Origin of the sequence: Enterobacter sp. R-25 (assembly GCF_049913205.1) — a bacterium.
Lineage (GTDB): Bacteria > Pseudomonadota > Gammaproteobacteria > Enterobacterales > Enterobacteriaceae > Enterobacter > Enterobacter ludwigii.
The window spans coordinates 3,089,326-3,110,349 of sequence record NZ_CP183982.1 but is presented as its reverse complement, the minus strand read 5'-3'; the positions used below and the strand labels follow the sequence as shown (position 1 = coordinate 3,110,349).

Below are 21,024 nucleotides of genomic sequence, written 5' to 3'. Positions count from 1 at the left end.
ACCCGCCAGCAGGCGGGTTCGGTAAGCTAAATGCTCAGGCTATCCTGCAGGCATCGGCTTCCCATCGGTATCCCACGCCATACACCGCGCGGATAAATGACTGCTCCGCATCGAGCGCTTCCAGCTTGCGGCGCAGGTTCTTAATATGGCTGTCGATGGTACGGTCAGTCACGACGCGGTAATCATCATACAGACGGTTCAGCAGTTGCTCGCGGGAGAAGACCTTCCCCGGCTCGTGGGAGAGGGTTTTCAACAGGCGGAATTCGGCGGGGGTGAGATCCAGCAGCTTGCCGCGCCAGCTCGCCTGGAAGCGGCTTTCATCGACGATAAGTGGGCTTTCCGCGTCCAGTACCTGCAGTTCACGATGGGGCTTACAGCGGCGCAGAATGGTTTTTACGCGCGCGACCACTTCACGTGGGCTGTATGGCTTGCAGATGTAATCATCCGCGCCAATTTCGAGGCCCAGCAGGCGGTCGATCTCTTCGATTTTCGCCGTCACCATCACCACCGGCACGTCTGAGAAGCGACGAATTTCCCGGCACAGGGTCAGGCCATCGGTTCCGGGGAGCATCAGATCCAGCAGGATCAGGTCCGGCGGCGTCTGGCGCACATAAGGCAGCACCTGATCGCCATGGCTGATAAGCGTGGGGGCATAGCTTGCCGCGCGTAAATAGTCGATCAGTAACTGCCCGAGCTTCGGCTCGTCTTCGACAATCAAAATGCGTGGCGTGTTTTCGTCAATCGGTAACTCGGTCATGCTTCTCTCGATAAATCCCGTTCCAGAGGTAACTCTACTGTAATGCTTACCCCGCCAAAAGGCGAATGGGCGGCGCGGATCGTGCCATTATGGGCCTCGACGATGTTTACGCAAATCGCCAGTCCCAGACCGGACCCGCCGCTGGCGCGATTGCGGGAGCCTTCGGTGCGATAAAATCGCTCAAACAGTTTTTCCAGCTGTGCATCCTGCACGCCGGGAGCGGAATCCGCAAAGGTCAGGGCAAAATGTCCGTTTTCTTGTTTGCCGGAAATATGCAGGCCACCGCCGCTGTCGGTGTAGCGCAGGCTATTTTCCAGCAGATTGTTGAACAGCTGCATCAGGCGGTCTTTGTCGCCAAACACCACGGCGCTGTCAGGCAGTGAGAGATCGATTTTCAGGTTGCGGCTGGCGAAACGCTCGCGGAAGGCACCGCTTACCACCTCCAGCACGTTTATCACATCGACGGGCGCTTTCTGATAGGCCAGCGCGCCTTCGTCTGACATGGAGAGCTGGTGGAGGTCATCGACCAGTTTGGTCAGCGTGCCCACTTCCGCCTGCAGCGAGGCCACCGATTCGGGAGTGAACTGACGCACGCCGTCCTGAATAGCTTCCAGCTCGCCGCGCAGCACCGCCAGCGGCGTGCGGAGTTCATGGGAAATATCGGCCATAAAATCGCGTCGCATCTGCTGGTTTTTTTCCAGGGTGCTGGCAAGCTGGTTAAAGTCCTGCGCCAGCTTACCGAGTTCGTCCTGGCTACGGGTATCGACGCGGGTGGAGAAATCCCCGGCGGCCAGCTTATGCGTCCCTTCCACCAGCCGTTTAACCGGCGCGAGCAGACCGCGGGCCAGCGGGAAGGTCGCGAGCGCGGCCAGCAGGGTGGAGAGCGCGACAATCAACCAGCTGGTGCGGCGCTGCTGGCGATCAAAGTTGATATCGGTGTTACGCGTCAGGCGTTCAACCGGCGAGGCGATCACCCAGCCGACGGTGGCGTTATTCACTGTGATCGCCCGCTTTGTGCCATCTGGCGGAATGGGCGCGCGCGGGCCAACCAGTACGCGCATATCCTGGTCTATCACCCAGAACTGGGTGCGCCAGCCGTGCGGCGGCATCCCGGGGCCCGGGCGATCGTCACCGGTATCATGCTCAAGCGAGCGCAGGATCTGGAATACGAAGCGGTCGTTATTGCGCAGAAAACGCCAGTTACCGTGCAGGGCATACTGATCGCTCAGTGCATCGCTCAGCCCCTGTAAACGCTGTTCATTTCCATGCTTGATGTAATCAATAAAACCCCGTTCGAAACTGACCCGCACGGCCCAGTGCATGGTGACCAGCAGCACGATACAGGTGGCAAATATCGCCACAAAGAGTTTACCGGTAATGCCCGGACGCCAGAATTTCATGGTGCACTCCTTTTGCCGTGTCGGATAACGACGTTCTTACGGGTATCATCCGGCACTCTGGCGAAGATGAACGCGGGCAGGGCGATAATCACCGCCATGCTGAGATAGGTATACAAAAAGACCTGATGGGCGACCGGCGTGTCGACGCTAAGATGATGCTGTCCGTACATGCCGAGCAGTAAACCGGCAAGGGTCACCCCTACGCTCATGGAGAGCTGCATGATCATCGACAGCAGGCTGTTTCCGCTGCTCGCCAGGTCATCCGGGAGTGCTTTTAACGTCAGGGTATTCATTGATGAAAAGCGCACAGAGTTAATTATGCCCTGGCAGAACAACACCAGCGGCAGCGCGTAGTACCAGCCCAGCAGCGCCACGGCCATAAACAGCAGGCTCACCAGGGCTAACCCAAGCGTCGCGGCGACCAGGACGTGGCGATAACCAAAACGGTTAACCACCTGCACCACGATGCGTTTCATTCCCATGCTGCCAAGTACCATCGGGATCATCATCAAGCCGGCGTGAAACGGTGAAAATCCCATTCCAATCTGCAAAAAGACTGGCGTCATAAAGGGCAACATGCCGCTGCCGACGCGCCCGGCAAAGCTCCCGAACAGGCCCAGACGATAGGTGGGGTTTTTAAACAGATCGAGCGTGAACAACGCGCTCTCGTTACCTCTGGCATGCCAGAGATACCACAGGATAGCGGTAATGCCGAGCGCCACCAGAAGGCCAAGCGTCAGGGCGGAAATCCCGAGGCCTTTTTGGCCATCAAGCGCGAGGGTGAGCATCGCCATCCCCGCCGCCAGCAGGATAAAACCCAGGAAATCAAAGCGCCGGGTCTGCATGGTGTAGTTAGGCATCAGCATCAGGGTGGCAATCGCGCCGATGATGCCCACCGGCAGGTTGATTAAGAAGATCCAGTGCCAGGAGGCATACTCCACCAGCACTCCGCCCAGCGCCGGGCCAAGCAGCGGGCCGACCTGGCCGGGCAGGGTGACGAAGGTCATTGCGGCCATGTACTGCTCGCGGGGCACAATCTTCATCACCGTCAGCCGCCCGACAGGCACCATCATCGCCCCGCCAATGCCCTGTAACGCGCGGGCCATCACCAGTTGATCCAGCGTATTCGCCTGGGCGCAAAACAGCGAGCCTGTGGTAAACAGCACGATGGCGGTGAAAAAGATATTCCGCACGCCCACTTTGTCCGCCAGCCAGCCGCTGGCCGGAAGCATAACGGCCACCGTTAATACATAGGAGACAATCACCATATGCATATGCAGCGGACTCTCCCCCAGGCTTTTTGCCATCGAGGGGAGGGCGGTATTGACGATGGTTGTATCCAGCGACTGCATAAAGAAGCCGAAGGCGACAATCCACAGCTGCCAGCGTACGTGACGTGGGAGGTCGGTCATTTATTCGGTTACCGTCGTTCTGTTTTTACGCGAAAAACGCACCCGCAGACGGTCAAAGAACAGATAGACCACCGGCGTGGTGTAGAGCGTCAGCAGCTGGCTCATCACCAGCCCCCCGACAATAGTGATCCCCAGCGGCTGGCGCAATTCTGAACCGTCACCGCCGGAAATCACCAACGGCAGCGCGCCAAACAGCGCCGCCAGCGTGGTCATCATGATCGGGCGAAAACGCAGCAGACAGGCCTGGAATATGGCCTCTTCTGGCGTCAGGTTGCCATTTCGCTGGGCGTCCAGCGCGAAGTCCACCATCATGATGGCGTTTTTCTTCACGATGCCAATTAACAGCATGATACCAATCAGCGCAATCAGGCTGAAGGGCGCGCCGAACAGCTCCAGCGCCAGCAGCGCCCCGACGCCCGCCGACGGCAGCGTGGAGAGAATGGTCAGCGGATGGACGTAGCTTTCATAAAGCACGCCCAGCACGATATAGACTGTCGCAATGGCCGCCAGAATCAAAATCACCTGCGAATTCATGGTCTCCTGGAACACCTGCGCGGTACCGGCAAAACTGCCGCGTACCGTGGACGGCACGCCAAGCTGGGTCATCGCACGGTTGATCGCATCGCTGGCCTCAGAGAGGGACGAACCGGCTGGCAGGTTAAAGGAGATGGTCGATGCCGCCGAAAGGCCCTGGTGGTTCACCGACAGCGGCGCGTTCGCCGGCTGCCAGCTGGCAAAGTAAGAGAGCGGGATCGCCTTACCGTCGTTATTAATCACAAACATTTTGTCCAGCGCGCTGATGTCCTGGGTGTAACGCGGGTCCACCTCCATCACCACCTTGTATTGGTTCATGGGCTGGTAGATGGTGGAAATCTCACGCTGGCCGAAGGCATTGTTCAGCAGGCTGTTGGCGGCATCGACGTTAATCCCCAGACGTGACATGGTTTCACGATTGTAGGTCAGCGCCATTTCTGCGCCGTTGTCCTGCTGATCGGAGTTAACGTCCGCCAGCTGTGGCAGGGCGGCCAGCGCCTTGCGGATCTTAGGCTCCCACTCGCGCAGGGCGGCTAAATCGTCAGAGAGTAACGTGTACTGATAGCTGGCGTTAGCCTGACGCCCGCCGACGCGGATATCCTGAACGGCCATCAAAAACAGATTTGCGCCCGGCTCTTTGGCGAGCTTCACGCGCAGGCGGTCGATAACCTGCTGGGCGGTTTCATTGCGCTCGTCACGCGGCTTCAGGGTGATAAACATCATCCCGCTGTTCACCCGTGAACCGCCGGTAAAGCCGGTTACGTTATCTACCGCTTTATCTTCGCGGATGATCTTCATAAAGTCCTGCAGCTTGCCGCGCATGGCCTGAAACGAAATACTCTGGTCTGCCTGGATCCCGCCCATCAGCACCCCGGTGTCCTGCTCCGGGAAGAAGGTTTTCGGGATAGTAATGTACATCCAGACGTTGAGCACGATGGTGCCAATCAGCACCAGGCCGACAATGCGCGTATGCCTCAGCACCCACTTCAGAGACTTACCATAGCTCTCCTGCATCGCCAGCAGGAAGCGACCAAACCCCTTACGGCGCGGCTGAGAGTGGGGCTTGCTGCGTTTTAACATCCAGCCGCACATCATCGGCGTGAGCGTGAGGGACACGATCAATGAAATACCGATGGCGACAGAAAGCGTGACGGCAAATTCCCGTAACAGCCGGCCAGGCAGGCCGCCCATCAGCAGTAACGGCAGGAACACCGCCACCAGCGACAGGCTCATCGACAGTACCGTAAAGCCCACTTCACGCGTTCCCTGCAGTGCGGCCTGCAGCGGTTTCATCCCCGCCTCCAGATGGCGCGAGATGTTCTCCAGCACCACAATGGCATCATCCACCACGAAGCCGGTGGCAATCGTCAGCGCCATCAGCGACAGGTTGTTAAGGCTAAATCCGCACAGGTACATCGCCGCGAAGGTCCCTATCAGCGAGACAGGCACAGCCACCGCGGGGATCAGCGTGGCCCGGCCTGAACGCAGAAACAGGAAGACCACCAGAATCACCAGCGCAACGGAGATCACAAGCGTCTGCTCCACCTCTTCAAGCGAGGCGCGAATGGTGGGGGAGCGATCCTGGGCAATCTGCAGATCGATCGCCGCCGGGATGGTCTGCTGGAGTTCCGGCAATCTCGCGCGGATACCGTTCACCGTCTCAATAATGTTGGCTTCCGGCAGTTTGCGGATCATCAGTAAAATGGCCGGTTTGGCGTTGGTCATCCCGGCGTTACGCACGTCCTGCACCGAGTCGGTGACGCTCGCGACATCGTTCAGGCGCACCGCCGCACCGTTGTTGTAGTGAATGATCAACGGCTGGTATTCCGCAGCGGTTTTCAGCTCATCGTTAGTCTGGATCTGCCAGCGGTGGCTACTGTCCTCAATGGCCCCCTGCGGTTTGCGCACGTTTGCATTGCTGATGGCAGAGCGCACATCGTCCAGTGAAACACCCTGGTTAAACAGCGCCTGCGGGTTTAAGCCCACGCGCACGGCGGGCAGAGAGCTTCCGCCAACGCTGACATCACCCACGCCGTTAATCTGGGCGAGGGTCTGCGCCAGTTGGGTGGAGGCGAAATCGTACAGCTGCCCCTGCGAATAGGTGTCCGAGGTAAGCGTCAGGATCATGATCGGCGCATCGGACGGGTTCGCTTTACGGTATGTCGGACGGCCCGGCATCCCGCTCGGTAGCAGGTTCTGCGCGGCGTTGATCGCCGCCTGCACATCGCGCGCGGCGCCGTTAATATCCCGGTCGAAGCTGAATTCCAGAATGATACGCGTGCTGCCAAGCGAGCTGCTGGAGGTCATCTCGTTGACCCCGGCAATTCGCCCGAGTGAACGTTCCAGCGGTGTGGCAACCGACGAGGCCATGGTTTCCGGTGATGCACCGGGCAGCGAGGCGCTGACCATGATCACCGGGAAATCCACCTGCGGCAGCGGGGCCACCGGCAGCAGCCGGAAGCCCAGGACGCCGCACAGGGTGATGGCGAGTGAGAGTAAAATCGTCGCCACCGGGCGATAAATGAAGAGGGCGAAAAACTTCATTTACGCCTCCTCTTCACGTTTCGGGAAGCGGCTTTTCGTCCACAGCGCCAGACGGTCAAACAGCAGATAAATGACCGGCGTGGTGAACAGGGTCAGGACCTGGCTAACTAGCAGGCCACCGACCATACCAATCCCCAGCGGACGACGCAGCTCGGCACCAACACCGGTACTGAGCATCAGCGGCAGGGCACCTAGCAGGGCGGCGAGCGTGGTCATCAGGATCGGGCGAAAACGCAGCAGACAGGCCTGGAAAATTGCCTCACGCGGCGACATCCCCTGCTCGCGCTCGGCGGCAAGGGCAAAGTCGATCATCATGATGGCGTTTTTCTTCACGATCCCGATAAGCAGGATGATCCCAATGATGGCAATCACGTCCAGCTCGCTCCCCGCCAGCATCAATGCCAGCAGCGCCCCCACGCCCGCCGTTGGCAGGGTGGAGAGGATGGTAATGGGGTGAATGAAGCTTTCATACAGCACACCGAGCACGATATACATCGCCACCACGGCCGCGACAATCAGCCAGATGGTGTTGCCCAGCGCGGCCTGGAACGCCAGCGTGCTGCCCTGGAACTGGGTCTGAATATCAGACGGGAAGTTCAGCGTCTTCTCTGCGGCCAGAATGGACTCCACCGCTTCGCCCAGTGAATAACCGTCCGGTACGTTAAACGAGATGGTGGTGGACGGGAACTGATCCAGATGGTTAATCGACAGCGGTGTGTAGCGCTCTTCCACCGTCGCGATGGCGCTGAGGGGCACGATGCCCCCGTCTTTGCTGGTCAGGCGCACCGAATCGAGCGCGGCCAGGCCGGGCGTGTTTTCCGTGTTGTGTTCCAGCACCACGCGATACTGATTCGCCTGGGTATAGATGGTGGAGATCAGACGCTGACCGAATGCGTTATACAGCGCGTTATCCACGTCGGCCATGGTGATCCCAAGCCGACTGGCGGTATCGCGGTTGACGTTCACATATGCCGCCAGCCCTTTGTCCTGCCAGTCGCTGCTGACGTCCGAGAGCTGCGGCAGGGCGTTGAGTTTATCCACCAGTTGCGGTACCCAGGTGCTGAGCGCATCAAGGGTGGTGGCCTGCAGCGTAAACTGGTACTGGGTACGGCTCACCTGGGTATCGATGGTTAAATCCTGAATTGGCTGGAGGTACAGCTCAATACCCGGGACGCGCGCCACGGCAGTTTGCAGGCGGTCGATTACCGTCTGCACGCGGTCATCGCGATCGTCAAGCGGTTTAAGGTTGATCTGCAGACGGGCACTGTTCAGCGACGGGTTGGTGCCATCGACACCGACATACGAGGTCAGGCTCTCTACTGCCGGATCTTTCATGATGATCTCTGACACCTGCTGCTGACGCTGCGCCATGTTAGCGAAGGAGACCGTCTGCGGTGCCTGAAGCGTGCCCTGGATAATGCCATTGTCCTGAATCGGGAAGAAGCCTTTCGGGATGAAAATCCACAGCATAACGCTGAGCGCCAGCGTACCAAGCGCCACGCCAAGGGTTGCCCATGGATGGTTAAGCACTTTCGCCAGCAGCCGTCCGTAAGCGGCAATAATGCGTTCGAACATCCGCTCAGAGGCGCGCGAGAAGCGGTTTTGCTTGCGCAGGGAGGCGTGGCTCAGCATACGGGCGCACATCATTGGCGTGAGGGTCAGTGACACCACGGCGGAAATCAGAATGGCGACGGCCAGCGTCACGGCAAATTCGCGGAACAAACGCCCGACGATATCGCCCATGAACAGCAGCGGGATCAGTACCGCAATCAGTGAGAAGGTGAGGGAGATAATGGTAAAGCCGATCTCGCCCGCTCCTTTCAGCGCCGCGGCTAACGGTTTTTCACCTTTTTCGATATAGCGCGAGATGTTCTCGATAACAACGATAGCGTCATCGACCACAAAGCCGGTGGCAATGGTAAGGGCCATCAGCGTCAGGTTGTTTATCGAAAAATCGAGGAACACCATGACGGCAAATGTTCCCACCAGTGAGAGCGGCACGGCGACGGCAGGAATGAGGGTTGCCGGGACGTTACGCAGGAACAGGTAGATGATCATTACCACCAGCGCAATCGCCAGCATCAGTTCAAACTGGGTGTCAGTCACGGACGCGCGAATATTGGTGGTCCGGTCAGACAGCACTTTCACGCTAACTGACCTGGGCAGGCTTTCAATCAGCTGCGGCAGCATAGTGCGAATGCTGTCTGCGGTTTCAATGATATTGGCGCCCGGCTGGCGCTGGACGTTCATCACGATTGCCTGCTGTTTGTTGGCCCAGGCGCCGAGCCAGCTATTTTCCGCACCTTGCTCAACGGTTGCCACATCGCCCAGACGCACCGGCGCACCGTTCTGGTACGCGACGATCAACTGTCGATATTCATCCGCGGACTGCATTTGATCGTTCGCCGAAAGGGTCACGGCCCGGGTTGGGCCATCAAGCGAGCCTTTCGCCGAGTTGACGTTGGCGTTACTGATGGCGCTGCGGATGGTTTCGCTGGTGAGGCCCAGCGCGGCAATGGCCTGGGCATTGAGCTTCACGCGCACCGCCGGACGTTGACCCCCGGCAAGCGTAACCAGCCCCACGCCAGAGACCTGTGAAATTTTCTGTGCCACGCGCGTTTCGACCATGTCTTCGACCTGAGTCATCGGCATGGCGGAGGAGGTGACGGCGAGCGTCATGATCGGCGGATCCGCCGGGTTTACTTTGCTGTAGACCGGTGGATTGGGCAGGTCCGATGGCAGCAGGTTGGTGGCTGCGTTAATCGCGGCCTGTACTTCCTGTTCGGCAACGTCGAGTGAGAGCGTAAGCTGGAACTGCAGCGTCACCACGGATGCTCCGCCGGAGCTTTGCGAGGACATTTGCTTCAGGCCAGACATCTGACCAAACTGGCGCTCCAGCGGCGCGGTGATGGCCGACGTCACCACATCCGGGCTCGCACCCGGATAAAGTGTGACCACCTGGATGGTGGGATAATCCACTTCCGGCAGCGCCGAGACGGGCAGGAAGCGATAGCCAATAATCCCGGCCAGCAGGATTGCCACCATTAACAGCGTGGTGGCAACAGGGCGCAGAATAAACAGGCGTGAAGGCCCACCTGTAGAGCTCGGTGGCATAACCTGCATCAGGACGTCGCTCCCTGCTTAGCAGGCTGTTGCTGGCCTTCTACCACTTCGACTTTCGCCCCCTCGGTGAGACGATCAATGCCGTCGGTAACCACGCGGTCACCTGCGGAAAGGCCGGCGCTGATCACCACCGTCTGGCTGTCCTGAATGCCGGTTTTCACCAGATGCTTGCTGACGTTATTCTCGCTGTTAAGCACCCAGACAAAATTCCCTTCGTTGCCCATCTGCAGCGCCGCCGTCGGGATAACGACCGCATTTTCTTGTGTCGCGACCAGCATCCGCGCATTCACGAACTGATTCGGGAAAAGCGCATCATCCTGATTGTTAAAGCGGGCTTTTAACTTGATGGTGCCGGTGGTGGTGTCAATCTGGTTATCCAGACTGAGCAGGGTGCCTTCGCTCAATTTTTGCTTGTTGGTGCGATCCCAGGCCTCCACAACCAGCCCTTTGCCGGCTTTTTGCGCCTGAACCACGGTTGCGATGTCGCTCTCCGGCAGGGTAAAGACTAAATCGACAGGATGCGTCTGGGTGATGACCACGATACCGGTGGTATCGCCGCTGGAAATCTGGTTGCCAATATCAACCTGCTTCAGACCGACGCGGCCGTCAATCGGGGCGGTGATGCGGCTCCAGTCGAGCTGTAACTGTGCGCTGGCCACGGCGGCTTCGTCAGCTTTAAGGGTGCCCAGCGCTTCGCTGACCAGAGACTGCTGCGTATCCAGTTCCTGACGCGATACCAGGTTGGTTTTCACCAGTTGCTGGTAGCGTGCCAAATCGCGTCGGGCGTTCGCGAGCGTGGCCTTGTCTTTCGCGAGCTGGCCCTGCGCCTGCGCGAGGGTGACTTTAAACTGGCTTGGGTCAATTTCTGCCAGTAAGTCCCCGGCTTTAACCTGCTGGCCTTCCTGGAAGTGAAGCGCCATCAGTTGCCCGTCCACACGGCTGCGAACCGTAACGGTGTTGGCGGCGGTAATGGTTCCCAGCCCGGAGAGATAACGGGGCACCGCTTTATTTACCGCAGTAGCCGCCTGAACGGGAGCCAGCGCACCGCCGCGCATGCCGTGACGTCCGCCACTCGCGGGACGCTGTGATGGGCTGCTGGCACCTGCGGAAGTGTCAGAAGAGTGATTGTGCCAGAACCAGGCGGCGGCAAGAGCCACCACAATGATGCCAGCGGCGATTGCCCAGCGGGATTTGTTACTGCCTTTCATCGTTATACGTTCTCAGCCTGAATACTTCGGGGAATGATACTAGTTTAGTCAGGCAACACGGCAGAAAAATGGAGGAAATATGGAAGACTGTCTGGATTTGTCTGATTGGCAGGGGGAGGGGCGCGGCGTGAGACGGCCTTCAAATCGGATCAATTGCCAGTGCATAATTTACCAGGAATATTCCCTGCCACCTGAAATATTCTTATTATTTATCTGCCGGGTGAGAAACGGAGAAAGATAACAATTGGTTTTATTATTTAATTTGTCTTTAGGAAAATTTCATTATTCATCATGTAAGGATCGGAATATTCTCTGATATACCAATATTTTTCATCTTGTTATCAAATCATTAACAAACTAATGATTTTTTGCAATGTGACGTATTTGTTTGATTTGAAATATGTTTTTGTTATTCCCTTCAATGCACCACTTTTGATTTGTATCAAAAAGCTAAAACAGTTCAAATTGCCTAAAATTGCGATAATTATAGATTTTTATTTTAAAAATGTTATTTAAATGGTTTTATGTTTTTATTTAAGCGATCTCGTCATGAATGATTATGAGAAAAATCCTAACAGCGGAGGGTTTTTTCGTCATTCGCTTGGTTGTCCTGAAACATAATTCAAATAATACTTTTTTGGCGCGGTAAATCCCGTTCGCATTTAAATGGAGCTTCCAGGTTATTTATTAAATGGCACCTGGCAGTACGTTTGTTCTCAGGAGATGAAAATGAAAAAATTATTACTGGTGGCCTCTCTGGTTTCTGTATTTGCTGCTGCAAATGCTATGGCTGATGTTACGGCATCTGCCACCGCATCATGGGATGCAACGGCCACGAAAGATACAACCAGCCTGCTGGTCGTGACCCCATTGAACTCGCTGACGTTCCAGTATGCAGAGGGCCTGAATGGGTTTAACACTCAGGATGGCGCTTTTGATGTGACGATTCAGGGACAGGAAAGTGCAACCGATTTTGAACTGACTGCTCAGGTCATCAGCAATACGCTGACCAATGCAAGCGGTGATGCATCTACCCTGAATGTGGGCGTGGCATGGAATGGTCAGGCGCTGTCTAACTCTGCCGAAACCGTTCTGGTGAATGCGGCTTCCACTTCAGGTCTGGAAAGCCTGCTGGCCGATGGCGCCTATAACGGCGCTGAGCGTGTAAGCGATCAGTCCAGCTTCAAATTCTCCATCGCTTCAGCGACTTCAGACGGTTCGACTGCTGTAACTGACTATTCTGCGCTGCCGGATGGTTACTGGACGGGTGACGTAAAAGTTCAGTTCAATGCAACCTGGACCACTCCAGCGTAATGAATATTAATTCGGGAGAGGCTCTCTCCCGAATTTCTCAGGAATGCACTGATGAAGAAATATTTGCCACTCGCAGCGCTGGCAGGGATGGCTATATCCTTTTCCAGTCTGGCGATTAATGTGGGTGATATCACGTCAATAATGACGGCCGATCAAAACGCGTTATCAAAAGAAATTATTAACACCACTGATTCCGCCCGCTATGTGAGCGTTACCGTAAAAAGGCTCTCTTCACCGCTGCCTGACGGAACAGAAATGCAATTTGAAACGTCGGGAGAATTACTTTCTACACCGGCGAGCCTTATTTTACCCGGTGAGGCGAAAGATGTTTTTCGCTTTTTCTATAAGGGCCCTGAAGATGACAAAGAACGTTATTACCGGCTGCAGTGGGTTGACGAACCCGTAAGCGAAAGCGCATCGACTAAGGCTGGCAAAGCCGCGATTGCGACGGCGTCGGCAGAAATCGGGACAATTCTGGTCGTGGCGCCACGCAAGGAACGATTTGAATACGGTCGTGACGGGGATGTCATCGCCAACAAAGGCAACGTCTCGTTTCGGGTCATTGCTTACGGAGCCTGCAAAGAGGCGTCACAGGATCGGGGACGCGGGTGTCGCGAGCGTTATTACGTCATGCCAGGTACAAAAATAAGATTGCAGAAAAGCGATGTGTCAAACAGTCGCACCCGCATTGGGATTTGGCATGGCAAGCAATTTATTACAGTGAAGTAATACACGGCGTCATTTCCGGTACCAGTAATAAAAATACCGAAAAGTAAGGATGCGTATGTCTTTTAAATATCTTATAGGAGGGAGTTTATTACTCTCTTATGCGCTAACATCAGGGGTTGCGCATTCTGCACCGGTTAAGATTGGTAATTATGTTATTCCAGGGGCATTCGCGCGTTCTCTTGAACAGGGGATGACGGTCCCCGTTTATATCCGCTACCAGGAGACGGATACAAAAAGCCAACAAAAAATTGCTGATGCGGTCATCTCGCTGGTTGAGGGAAATATCGTTGTAAAATCCATTATGGTTGCCGATCTGCCCAATAACGCGGTGCTTTCAGAGAAAACGCGCGAGATGGTGGAAAAAATAGGCGATGCGAAATTTATCGACAATACCTCTCTTGCCCTTTCGCGAGACGCACGGCTGAAATTAAACGTCTCCTCTTTTCATCTGGAGATGATTGTCAGCCGGGATGCCCTGACTGAAGCGGTGGTCGCCCGCAGTTCATTGCTGGGACCGTCCAGCGTTGATCGACTGTCTACTGTGCTGAATTACAACTTTGGCACCTATTACAATGACTACCGCAATGGCAGCAGCTCTCGCAGTTATTTAACCCTGGATAACACCACCTCGTTGAGAGAGCACCACCTCAATATCAATGGCTCGGTCTATGGTATTGGCGAGAGTAACCGCTCCAGCAAACTGTATCGTGCCATGTATGAGCGCGATTATGAGGGTTATCGTCTGGCGTTGGGCATGCTCGACACCTGGAACGTTCAGTCGATCGCCAGCCTCAATGCTCTGAATGGCGGCAAGATCTACGGCGTCAGCTACGGCAATAAAGGCAGTACGGTGGTTGAAAACACCTCCCTGTCCTTGATCCCAATAACCATATTTTTGCCGTCTGCCGGTGAAGTGCATGTGTTTCGTGATGGGCGCTTGTTAAGCGTTCAGAACTTCAACATGGGCAGCTACGAAATTGATACCAGCCGGTTCCCTTACGGTGTGTATGACGTCACGGTGGATGTCGTGGTAAATGGCCGGACGGTGAACACCCGCGTCAGTCGGGTGAATAAAATTTTTGCCCGCCAGCAGGCCGCAGGCCTGCATGAAGTCGCATGGCAAATTTTTGGCGGTTCACTTGATTACGACCGCGTGAGTTATAAGCGCAATCATTACCGTGATGCCGGCAGTGAACAGACCTGGATTGCGGGTGGTGCGGCCTCGTTAACCCTGGCAATGCTCTCCGGGCTCACCCTGAAAACGACAGGCTATGGGTTTGATGACAATGCCGTCAATGAAACGGACATTACTCTTAACGTCAACGAATATGTCAGCGTCGGGACACAAACGCTGGTGGCGAACGACGGAACATGGCGCAACGTCAGCAGCGCCAGTCTTAATGCTCCAGGCGGGTTTGGATCGCTGTGGGCGTCGCGGGAAGACAGCAAAATCGGTAACCGTCTGCCGGTGCAGGAGCGGGATAACTATTCGATTGGCGCAACATTGAACCTGAGCCGGTTTATTCCGCACGGTGGCACGTTAACGGTCAGCCAGACCGAAAACCGCTATTCCGGTAATACCTATCGGAACCTGGATTACAGTACCACCCTCTATGCGGGACGGTACGCCACAGTGGGGTTACGGGCCGGGGTACAGCGCTATTACTACAACAATACGAATGATGACGGACGTCAGGAACGCTATGTCAGCCTGGATTTATCGCTGCCGCTGGCCTCGTGGATGAGTGTCGGGGTTTCACGCGATCGCTACGGCGCAACACAGGGCAATATCAGCGCGCGTAAACAATTTGAGGATAGCGTTATTACGTCTGCAGGCATTTCCGCCTCGACTCGCCTGAGTGGAGAGCAGAACTACGACAACAATTACGCTGTAAATGGCAACCTGAGTTATGACACCCGCTATAACGGCGGTACGGTTTCGGTGACCCGTTCAGCGGACAACTCGACCAATATGAACTTCTCCTCTCAGGGTTCCGTTGCCTGGGCGGGTGGGGATTTTGGTCTGAGCAAAGAGCGACAGCGCTCGGGCATTATTGTGAAAACCGATCTTGTGGGTGATGGAAAGCTGGCCGCAAAAATAAATAACCGAAATTATATTCTTAGCGGCAAATCGAGCTTTATTGCACTCCCGCCTTACGCGCAATACAAGCTGGAAATTATGAATGATAAAAACTCTGAAGACAGTTTTGACATTGTCTCCGGCCGTAAACAGGCGCTTAACCTTTATCCCGGTAACGTCGGCGTGGTGTCACCTGAGGTGAAAAGTATGGTGACCGTGTTTGGCCGGGTGCGATATCCCAATGGTGAACTGGCGTCAAATACGGACATCCATAACCACATTGGCAAAACGCGCACCGACGCGAAAGGTGAGTTCGCCATTGATATTGATAAGAAGTATCCCGTTATTACCCTGGTGTCCGCCAACGGTAATATCTGCGAAGCGGATTTAGATCTGGAAAAAGCCAGGGGCGCTGCGTGGGTAGGGGATGTTAAATGTGCACCACAAACCACGATGGCGCAGAGATAATGCTATGAAAAAAAGTGCTTCCGTTTTTATTTCGCTCCTGTTTTTGGCGGGGTTAATTCCCTTCTCCGCAAGGGCACTGACCGCCTCATCGTCAGGGGCGATCAACAACACGTTTTTATTTATCGAGAACGACATTGACGGTGAGTATTTCATTACGCCGTCCGCGTTAGATCCCCGTTTCAGCGGCTCAAATACCTGGGTTAAATACGGCACATCCCAGGTCAGCCTCGGTTACCTGGGTTATGTCATTTGGACTGCGCCGGCCAATAATTATCAGGATATGTGGATTGATAATTCGCCCATTGATGCTCCTTTCACAGGAATACGCTGCTACCGAGGTTCGCAGTGTCCGACGACGGGCTACATTGCCGGACAGGGGGTGGATAACAATGGTTTTTACCACGCGCAGGTTGGATCCGTGGCGGGGGTTATTGGCGGAGCGTATGGCTTTGCTTCGCTGAGCAACTCAGCCTATGAGTATTTTCGTAATATGCCGACGGGTGGCAGCGAAACCTATGTTTTTAACCGCTGCTATACCTCGGTTAACTATGATTACGCCTCAGGACAACGCTGTAAGGATCAGACAACAGGTCGCTGGAATTACATCAATTACACGTTAAACAAGCGGGGACATCTGGCGCTGGAATCAACAAGTGCCTTTCAGGAGCTGTGGATCGCCAGTGATGGAACCCCAAGTATCACAAATGATTCCGGATCCTGTGAGCTGGGTGTCGTCAGTAACGTTGATGGCGTAATTTGTAAAATGGTCAAATACAACCTTGAGCAGACGCAAAATTTGACGGCATCGTTGACATTCAGAGCGTATATCGATTCTGCTGCGTTGGGTTTTACCCCTTCCGCAACCACCGTGAAATATTCAGGAAATGGCTCGACATGGTATAACTTCAGCGCCTCGACGGCGTATTACAACGTCTTTTCGACATCTGGCCAGTATATCTATGTCTTTTTGTCGAAAACATTCCTTAAGAATCTGGTGGATGCAGGCGTCAGTATTACCAACAGCCAGCCCTTTACGTTTGCGTTTACGAATGCATTAACCCCGGAGTCAGGCTATTACCAGTTTACCCCCTCTTTACAGCTCAATATTGTGCCGAAGGAGTATGGGATTAGCATTGTCTCATCGAATAATACGGCCTCTGCCAGTGGAAGCGGCACCATCGGAGATGACGCGCCGATCGAGATGGATTACGTCGTCACCGTATCGGGACCCCGTCAGGCTGACAGTATTACGGCCCAGGTTATCGGGGACAGCACGACAATCAACGATACCCCTTACTGCCTGTTTACGTCGGCCCAGGGGGGGATAAACGTGCCTGTCCCTGCCTATCTGCAATACAACACCGCGTCGGGAAGCCCTACTCAGGTGAGGAACAGCTGCAGTGAAAATGCCATTAGTCTGAACGATGCGTTATGGCAACAGGTGCCATGGGATGCCAACAACACGGATGATGGCAGCTTTTTCAGCACCAACTTAACGCTGCTGTTCCCGATGAATGATTCCCGCTCAGCACTGACGGTGGCTGGCGCTGACTGGGAAGGCGTGGTCAGCGCCAGTGGTGAAATCAAAGTCACCGCGAACTGGCTGGGAGTAACAAAATGATGCGCTGGCGGAAGGTCACGGAGGGTGTGGTGGGACTCTGCATTGCGCTTTACACGCTTTCTGCCCACGGGCTGTATCTGGACTCCACGATCTATGATATCCCCGCAGAGCGGTCGTTCATTAGCAAACGTATTTACAACGACAGCCACAAACAGAATGTGTACAGCATTTCGGCGATTAAAATCGACCGTCCAGGACCGGGTGGGGAAAAGCGTCTGCCAATAGAGGACGGGGAGTTGCTGTTTACACCGCTCACGTTTTCGCTCGCCCCGGACGCCGGGGAGTATTTTAAGATCTTCTATCGCGGGCCCGAGGATGACAAAGAGCGTTACTACCGGATTCAGTTTCGCGAGATGCCGGTAACGCTGTTTGCTGAACGTCATTCAGGCAAAGCAAGTGAAGCTGTGCCCGCTATTGCATTGGATACGATACTGGTGGTCAGGCCCAGAAAGCTGACGCTAGGTTATACTCTGGATGAGCAAAAAGGGGCGCTGACAAATACCGGCAATACGTTTTTCAGGATCATCGTACACCAGGGATGCCAGTCAACCGATGACGAGGCGACGATGCGCTACCTGCTGCCTGGAGAGACCTACCGAAGCAGCGCGTTAAACACTAAAAATAAAAAATTCATCGTTGCGTTGAAAAAATATATACCGATAGGCGATGGTTGTTTTAAAAATAACAGTTAAAGTTTAAAGAAACAGTTCTTATATTGCTAACTGAACTCTGGGAATATATTCTGTACTGCGTGCTGGCACTGCCGCCGATAATAAAAGAGTTCCCGGATGAAAAAGATAATCAATGATCATATTATATACGATTCAGAGACCAGAGCGCTAAGTGTACAGGGAGAAAGAGTGGTTCTGTCCGCTGCAACGGCAAGATTACTGGAGCTCTTTATTGCGAACAACCGCAAACAATTACATCGGGATCTGATTATAGAAGAAGTGTGGGGAAGGTATGGGTTGATCCCATCAGGTCACAGTCTGAATAAAAATGTCAGTATTTTGCGCAAAACGTTAGCAGAACTGGGAATGGATAATCTGATCGCAACTATCCCCCGAGAAGGATTTGTTTTTCAGGCGCAGATCGAAAACGTAAAAGAAGATGCGTTGCCGCATAGCATCACTGCATTAACCTCCGCCACCAAACCCGGGTTAAGGCGATACGGTAAAACGATCGTTGGCGGAATTTTAGGCATCAGCCTGGTGATATCTGGCTTTGTCCTTCTGCCAAAATTATTACGAGATACCGATGGTGTCGTGCATGTACAAAAATCCGGTTCCTGTGAAATATTTACGACAGATGATAATTCAGTTGAGAAAATATCCACTTTTTTGAATTCATCCCGATGGCAGCAATTCAAATCTATCTGTAAGGGAAGAAATAAGGTCATTGTGTTTTATGATGACAATGGATTGTCTGCAGGTAATAAACTAAAGGAATCATTTTTCAGTATTTGTACGTTAGGCTCCCGGGGAGTTGCACATGCGTGCGAAAATTATGTATTTTAGTCTTGCCGTAGCGCTTGTTATCATTTTCTTGTTTTTATTTAAACGTCATGAGGTTCCGGCAGCGCTGGTATGCTCAGCGAAGAACCATCTTGTGCTCAATACGCAAAAAACAGGTATGCACATCGAAGGGGAGGTATTGCTGGTTTTCAGGATATCATCTGCTGAAGAGGGGGTATTGTCACAAGTGGGCGTGATTAATGTTAATGGGAAAAGCTACGCTATTAACCGTTCCACGATGCTTAAATTTTTAGGTAATGATAGTGACGGCTACATACGTACCCAACGGGTTTCTGTGATCAAAAATGATAATGATGATTTGCCTGATGAGATCACGGGATTAATTATGTCTAAGCAACACAATTTCTATTATAAAATAATGCATATTGCGAACAATGTGTACGGTGTACGCGATTTGCGACGCACCCTGTTGGTGTGTCGGGCAGCGTAATCCTCAGAATGGGGTGTCGCCTTATTCTGAAATAATAACCTATGTATCACATTATTTATGGTTTTTTATTCTGTTAAAATCGAGTTTACTATCATTAAAATTTGTCTGAATGTGAATATAAGCGCATAAGTTTGTACTCATTTCGGACCTCAGAATTCGCTACCGATACAGCAAGAATATTCTTATCATTTCCCCTGCGCTCAGTTTTATTGCAAGGGGGATGAGCTACTACACATTATGCAATCTAAAGGCATTTTATTTGTTTTACCTTAAGTTTATGTGAATACCAGGTCAATTGTGAATACACTTTCCTGTTCGGGAAGGCTGCGTTTTACAATGAAAACGTGATGGTGATTATTATGAATAAGAAAAAGGTCTTCCTGCTCAGTTATGACATTTATCTTTTCGCCGGGCTTAGGGCTTTTTTGCCTAATCTGGTACTGGTCGACAGTCAGACATTTATATCAGAGTCAGACCTTTCTTTTCAGCAATACAACTCCTGTCTGTTAATTGTTGATAACCGGATGCCCTTTTTCCTGGTGAAGAAATGGCTACATCGTAACAGTAGCCAGTTTATCATGGTAAACAGCGTTGTTCTCAGGTTGAGCGAAAATGAGTGTATTAATCGAGGCTATGAATACAGTACCTCAATTGATGTAACACTGCATTATACGACCGTCATCGATATACTCACGCGTATACTGATGACCACCCCGCAACCGGAATCACGCGTAAAATCAGATGAGCTGGACGTTTTCGCGTTAACCGAATTTGAGGCAGACATGCTTAATGCCATGATGACGAAAGAGGGGCAGGCCGAATTCTGCCGGGCCAATTCATTGACCACAAAATCCCTGTATCGCTACCGGGATAAAATAACGCACAGGCTTGGTTTTAAAAATTTTATTGAATCTATTATTTTTCTTATCCGCAATGGTTTCCTGACGGAAAGGGATGTGGGGCAGAACAGTACGTTAATGCGCAAATCCACCGGGCGTAGTTATGATAATAATGATGCGGGGCGTCTGAGTCTGGCACTCAAAAATGATGAAATTTTACCTTATTATCAACCCGTTGTCGGTGCAGGTGGTGAACTGTGCGGTATAGAGATTTTGGCCCGCTGGCCATTAGGGCATAATTACACGATTTCGCAGCGAGAATTTATTCCGCTGGCAGAAAGTTGTGGTCTGATTAACGAACTCACCAGCTATTTAATGCATAAAGTTGCCAGTGACTTAAAGCAAAAGAGCAACGGGTTAAATACACCGCTGTTTGTGGCGTTTAATGTCAGTCCAACCACGTTAAGTAACCCGGTGTTTTATTGGGAGTGCCTCAATTTTTTAGAGCTGACAGAATCGTTACCGGTGAAGCTCATGATTGAGATTACCGAAAATCAAACGCTGGCCGTGACGCCTGCAATAAAAGAACTGATCCGTTCACTGCGTAATCGCGGGGTGATGTTTGCTCTGGATGACTTTGGTACAGGATACGCGAATTTATGCTATCTGAATGAACTCGAACTGGATGTCATAAAAATTGATAAGACCTTTATCAACGCTATACAGGCTGATAACCAACCGCTGCCGATGCTGGAATCGATTATTAATCTGGCGATGATTCTGGGGCTGCGTACCGTGGCGGAAGGGGTGGAGTACGCTTATCAGCGAGAGTGGCTTATCAGCAAACAGGTGGATTACCTGCAGGGGTATCATTTCCTGCCCCCGGTGCCGTTCGCTGATTTCCGGCGATTTGTCGAGCAAAGCCAGCCGACGACAAGAGAAGCGGCATGCAAAAAGGGCAGCGTGCTGCCAGGTAAAAAGGAAAATGTGCGTTTTAACGCGCTGTAAACGACGGAAGCCCTGCGCATTT

At 53.3% G+C, this 21,024-nt stretch carries 14 protein-coding genes; 8 read left to right on the top strand and 6 right to left on the bottom strand.

Annotated features, from left to right (window positions below; genetic code table 11):
* Positions 1 to 34 precede the first annotated feature (34 nt).
* The 6 genes from baeR to ACN9MQ_RS14850 are packed head-to-tail and all read right to left on the bottom strand — an operon-like array spanning position 35 to position 10,978.
* Positions 35 to 757: a two-component system response regulator BaeR gene (gene baeR / locus ACN9MQ_RS14875; RefSeq protein WP_014170852.1), complete on the bottom strand. Its 723-nt coding sequence runs from the start codon at positions 755 to 757 to the stop codon at positions 35 to 37.
* Positions 754 to 2,157 carry a two-component system sensor histidine kinase BaeS gene (gene baeS / locus ACN9MQ_RS14870; protein WP_020883244.1) on the bottom strand — a complete coding sequence of 468 codons (1,404 nt, stop codon included), beginning with the start codon at positions 2,155 to 2,157 and terminating at the stop codon, positions 754 to 756. The genes baeR and baeS overlap by 4 nt, the downstream gene beginning before the upstream one ends.
* Positions 2,154 to 3,569, bottom strand: a complete 1,416-nt coding sequence (locus ACN9MQ_RS14865) for an MFS transporter (protein ID WP_014170850.1) — start codon at positions 3,567 to 3,569, stop codon at positions 2,154 to 2,156. Before ACN9MQ_RS14865 ends, baeS begins: the two co-directional genes overlap by 4 nt.
* Positions 3,570 to 6,647 carry a multidrug efflux RND transporter permease subunit MdtC gene (mdtC, locus tag ACN9MQ_RS14860; protein ID WP_426021388.1) on the bottom strand — a complete coding sequence of 1,026 codons (3,078 nt, stop codon included), beginning with the start codon at positions 6,645 to 6,647 and terminating at the stop codon, positions 3,570 to 3,572.
* A complete protein-coding gene (locus tag ACN9MQ_RS14855) occupies positions 6,648 to 9,770 on the bottom strand; it encodes an MdtB/MuxB family multidrug efflux RND transporter permease subunit (protein WP_410377224.1) in 3,123 nt (1,040 codons plus the stop codon).
* Positions 9,770 to 10,978, bottom strand: a complete 1,209-nt coding sequence (locus ACN9MQ_RS14850) for an MdtA/MuxA family multidrug efflux RND transporter periplasmic adaptor subunit (RefSeq protein ID WP_020883246.1) — start codon at positions 10,976 to 10,978, stop codon at positions 9,770 to 9,772. The genes ACN9MQ_RS14855 and ACN9MQ_RS14850 overlap by 1 nt, the downstream gene beginning before the upstream one ends.
* A gap of 729 nt (positions 10,979 to 11,707) precedes the next feature.
* Here ACN9MQ_RS14850 and ecpA point away from each other — a divergent pair.
* The 8 genes from ecpA (at position 11,708) to ACN9MQ_RS14810 (ending at position 21,002) form a co-directional block, all read left to right on the top strand.
* Entirely contained in the window at positions 11,708 to 12,292 is a 585-nt protein-coding gene (ecpA, locus tag ACN9MQ_RS14845) for a common pilus major fimbrillin subunit EcpA (RefSeq protein ID WP_020883247.1), read from the top strand.
* A 51-nt stretch (positions 12,293 to 12,343) separates the two neighbouring features.
* On the top strand, positions 12,344 to 13,021 hold the full coding sequence (locus ACN9MQ_RS14840; protein WP_410377223.1) for a hypothetical protein: 678 nt from the start codon (positions 12,344 to 12,346) through the stop codon (positions 13,019 to 13,021).
* A 55-nt stretch (positions 13,022 to 13,076) separates the two neighbouring features.
* Positions 13,077 to 15,569, top strand: a complete 2,493-nt coding sequence (locus ACN9MQ_RS14835; protein ID WP_138014022.1) for a TcfC E-set like domain-containing protein — start codon at positions 13,077 to 13,079, stop codon at positions 15,567 to 15,569.
* A 4-nt stretch (positions 15,570 to 15,573) separates the two neighbouring features.
* A complete protein-coding gene (locus tag ACN9MQ_RS14830; RefSeq protein ID WP_072255707.1) occupies positions 15,574 to 17,190 on the top strand; it encodes a fimbrial protein in 1,617 nt (538 codons plus the stop codon).
* Positions 17,187 to 17,882: a molecular chaperone gene (locus ACN9MQ_RS14825; RefSeq protein WP_426021389.1), complete on the top strand. Its 696-nt coding sequence runs from the start codon at positions 17,187 to 17,189 to the stop codon at positions 17,880 to 17,882. Before ACN9MQ_RS14830 ends, ACN9MQ_RS14825 begins: the two co-directional genes overlap by 4 nt.
* Positions 17,883 to 17,978: 96 nt before the next feature.
* Positions 17,979 to 18,707 carry a winged helix-turn-helix domain-containing protein gene (locus ACN9MQ_RS14820; RefSeq protein WP_422710394.1) on the top strand — a complete coding sequence of 243 codons (729 nt, stop codon included), beginning with the start codon at positions 17,979 to 17,981 and terminating at the stop codon, positions 18,705 to 18,707.
* Complete coding sequence (locus tag ACN9MQ_RS14815) at positions 18,682 to 19,155, top strand: hypothetical protein (protein WP_410376334.1); 474 nt, start codon at positions 18,682 to 18,684, stop codon at positions 19,153 to 19,155. Before ACN9MQ_RS14820 ends, ACN9MQ_RS14815 begins: the two co-directional genes overlap by 26 nt.
* A 359-nt stretch (positions 19,156 to 19,514) precedes the next feature.
* Positions 19,515 to 21,002 carry an EAL domain-containing protein gene (locus tag ACN9MQ_RS14810; RefSeq protein WP_047743112.1) on the top strand — a complete coding sequence of 496 codons (1,488 nt, stop codon included), beginning with the start codon at positions 19,515 to 19,517 and terminating at the stop codon, positions 21,000 to 21,002.
* Positions 21,003 to 21,024: the final 22 nt, after the last annotated feature.

Excerpts from the sequence above, each read along its gene's own strand:
- ACN9MQ_RS14835 (WP_138014022.1), top strand. The coding sequence starts at position 13,077 with ATGTCTTTTAAATATCTTATAGGAGGGAGTTTATTACTCTCTTATGCG.
- ACN9MQ_RS14810 (WP_047743112.1), top strand. The coding sequence starts at position 19,515 with ATGAATAAGAAAAAGGTCTTCCTGCTCAGTTATGACATTTATCTTTTC.
- ACN9MQ_RS14820 (WP_422710394.1), top strand. The coding sequence starts at position 17,979 with ATGAAAAAGATAATCAATGATCATATTATATACGATTCAGAGACCAGA.
- ACN9MQ_RS14830 (WP_072255707.1), top strand. The coding sequence starts at position 15,574 with ATGAAAAAAAGTGCTTCCGTTTTTATTTCGCTCCTGTTTTTGGCGGGG.
- ACN9MQ_RS14850 (WP_020883246.1), bottom strand. The coding sequence starts at position 10,978 with ATGAAAGGCAGTAACAAATCCCGCTGGGCAATCGCCGCTGGCATCATT.
- baeS (WP_020883244.1), bottom strand. The coding sequence starts at position 2,157 with ATGAAATTCTGGCGTCCGGGCATTACCGGTAAACTCTTTGTGGCGATA.
- mdtC (WP_426021388.1), bottom strand. The coding sequence starts at position 6,647 with ATGAAGTTTTTCGCCCTCTTCATTTATCGCCCGGTGGCGACGATTTTA.
- ACN9MQ_RS14815 (WP_410376334.1), top strand. The coding sequence starts at position 18,682 with ATGCGTGCGAAAATTATGTATTTTAGTCTTGCCGTAGCGCTTGTTATC.
- ACN9MQ_RS14865 (WP_014170850.1), bottom strand. The coding sequence starts at position 3,569 with ATGACCGACCTCCCACGTCACGTACGCTGGCAGCTGTGGATTGTCGCC.
- ACN9MQ_RS14840 (WP_410377223.1), top strand. The coding sequence starts at position 12,344 with ATGAAGAAATATTTGCCACTCGCAGCGCTGGCAGGGATGGCTATATCC.
- ecpA (WP_020883247.1), top strand. The coding sequence starts at position 11,708 with ATGAAAAAATTATTACTGGTGGCCTCTCTGGTTTCTGTATTTGCTGCT.
- baeR (WP_014170852.1), bottom strand. The coding sequence starts at position 757 with ATGACCGAGTTACCGATTGACGAAAACACGCCACGCATTTTGATTGTC.
- ACN9MQ_RS14825 (WP_426021389.1), top strand. The coding sequence starts at position 17,187 with ATGATGCGCTGGCGGAAGGTCACGGAGGGTGTGGTGGGACTCTGCATT.
- ACN9MQ_RS14855 (WP_410377224.1), bottom strand. The coding sequence starts at position 9,770 with ATGCAGGTTATGCCACCGAGCTCTACAGGTGGGCCTTCACGCCTGTTT.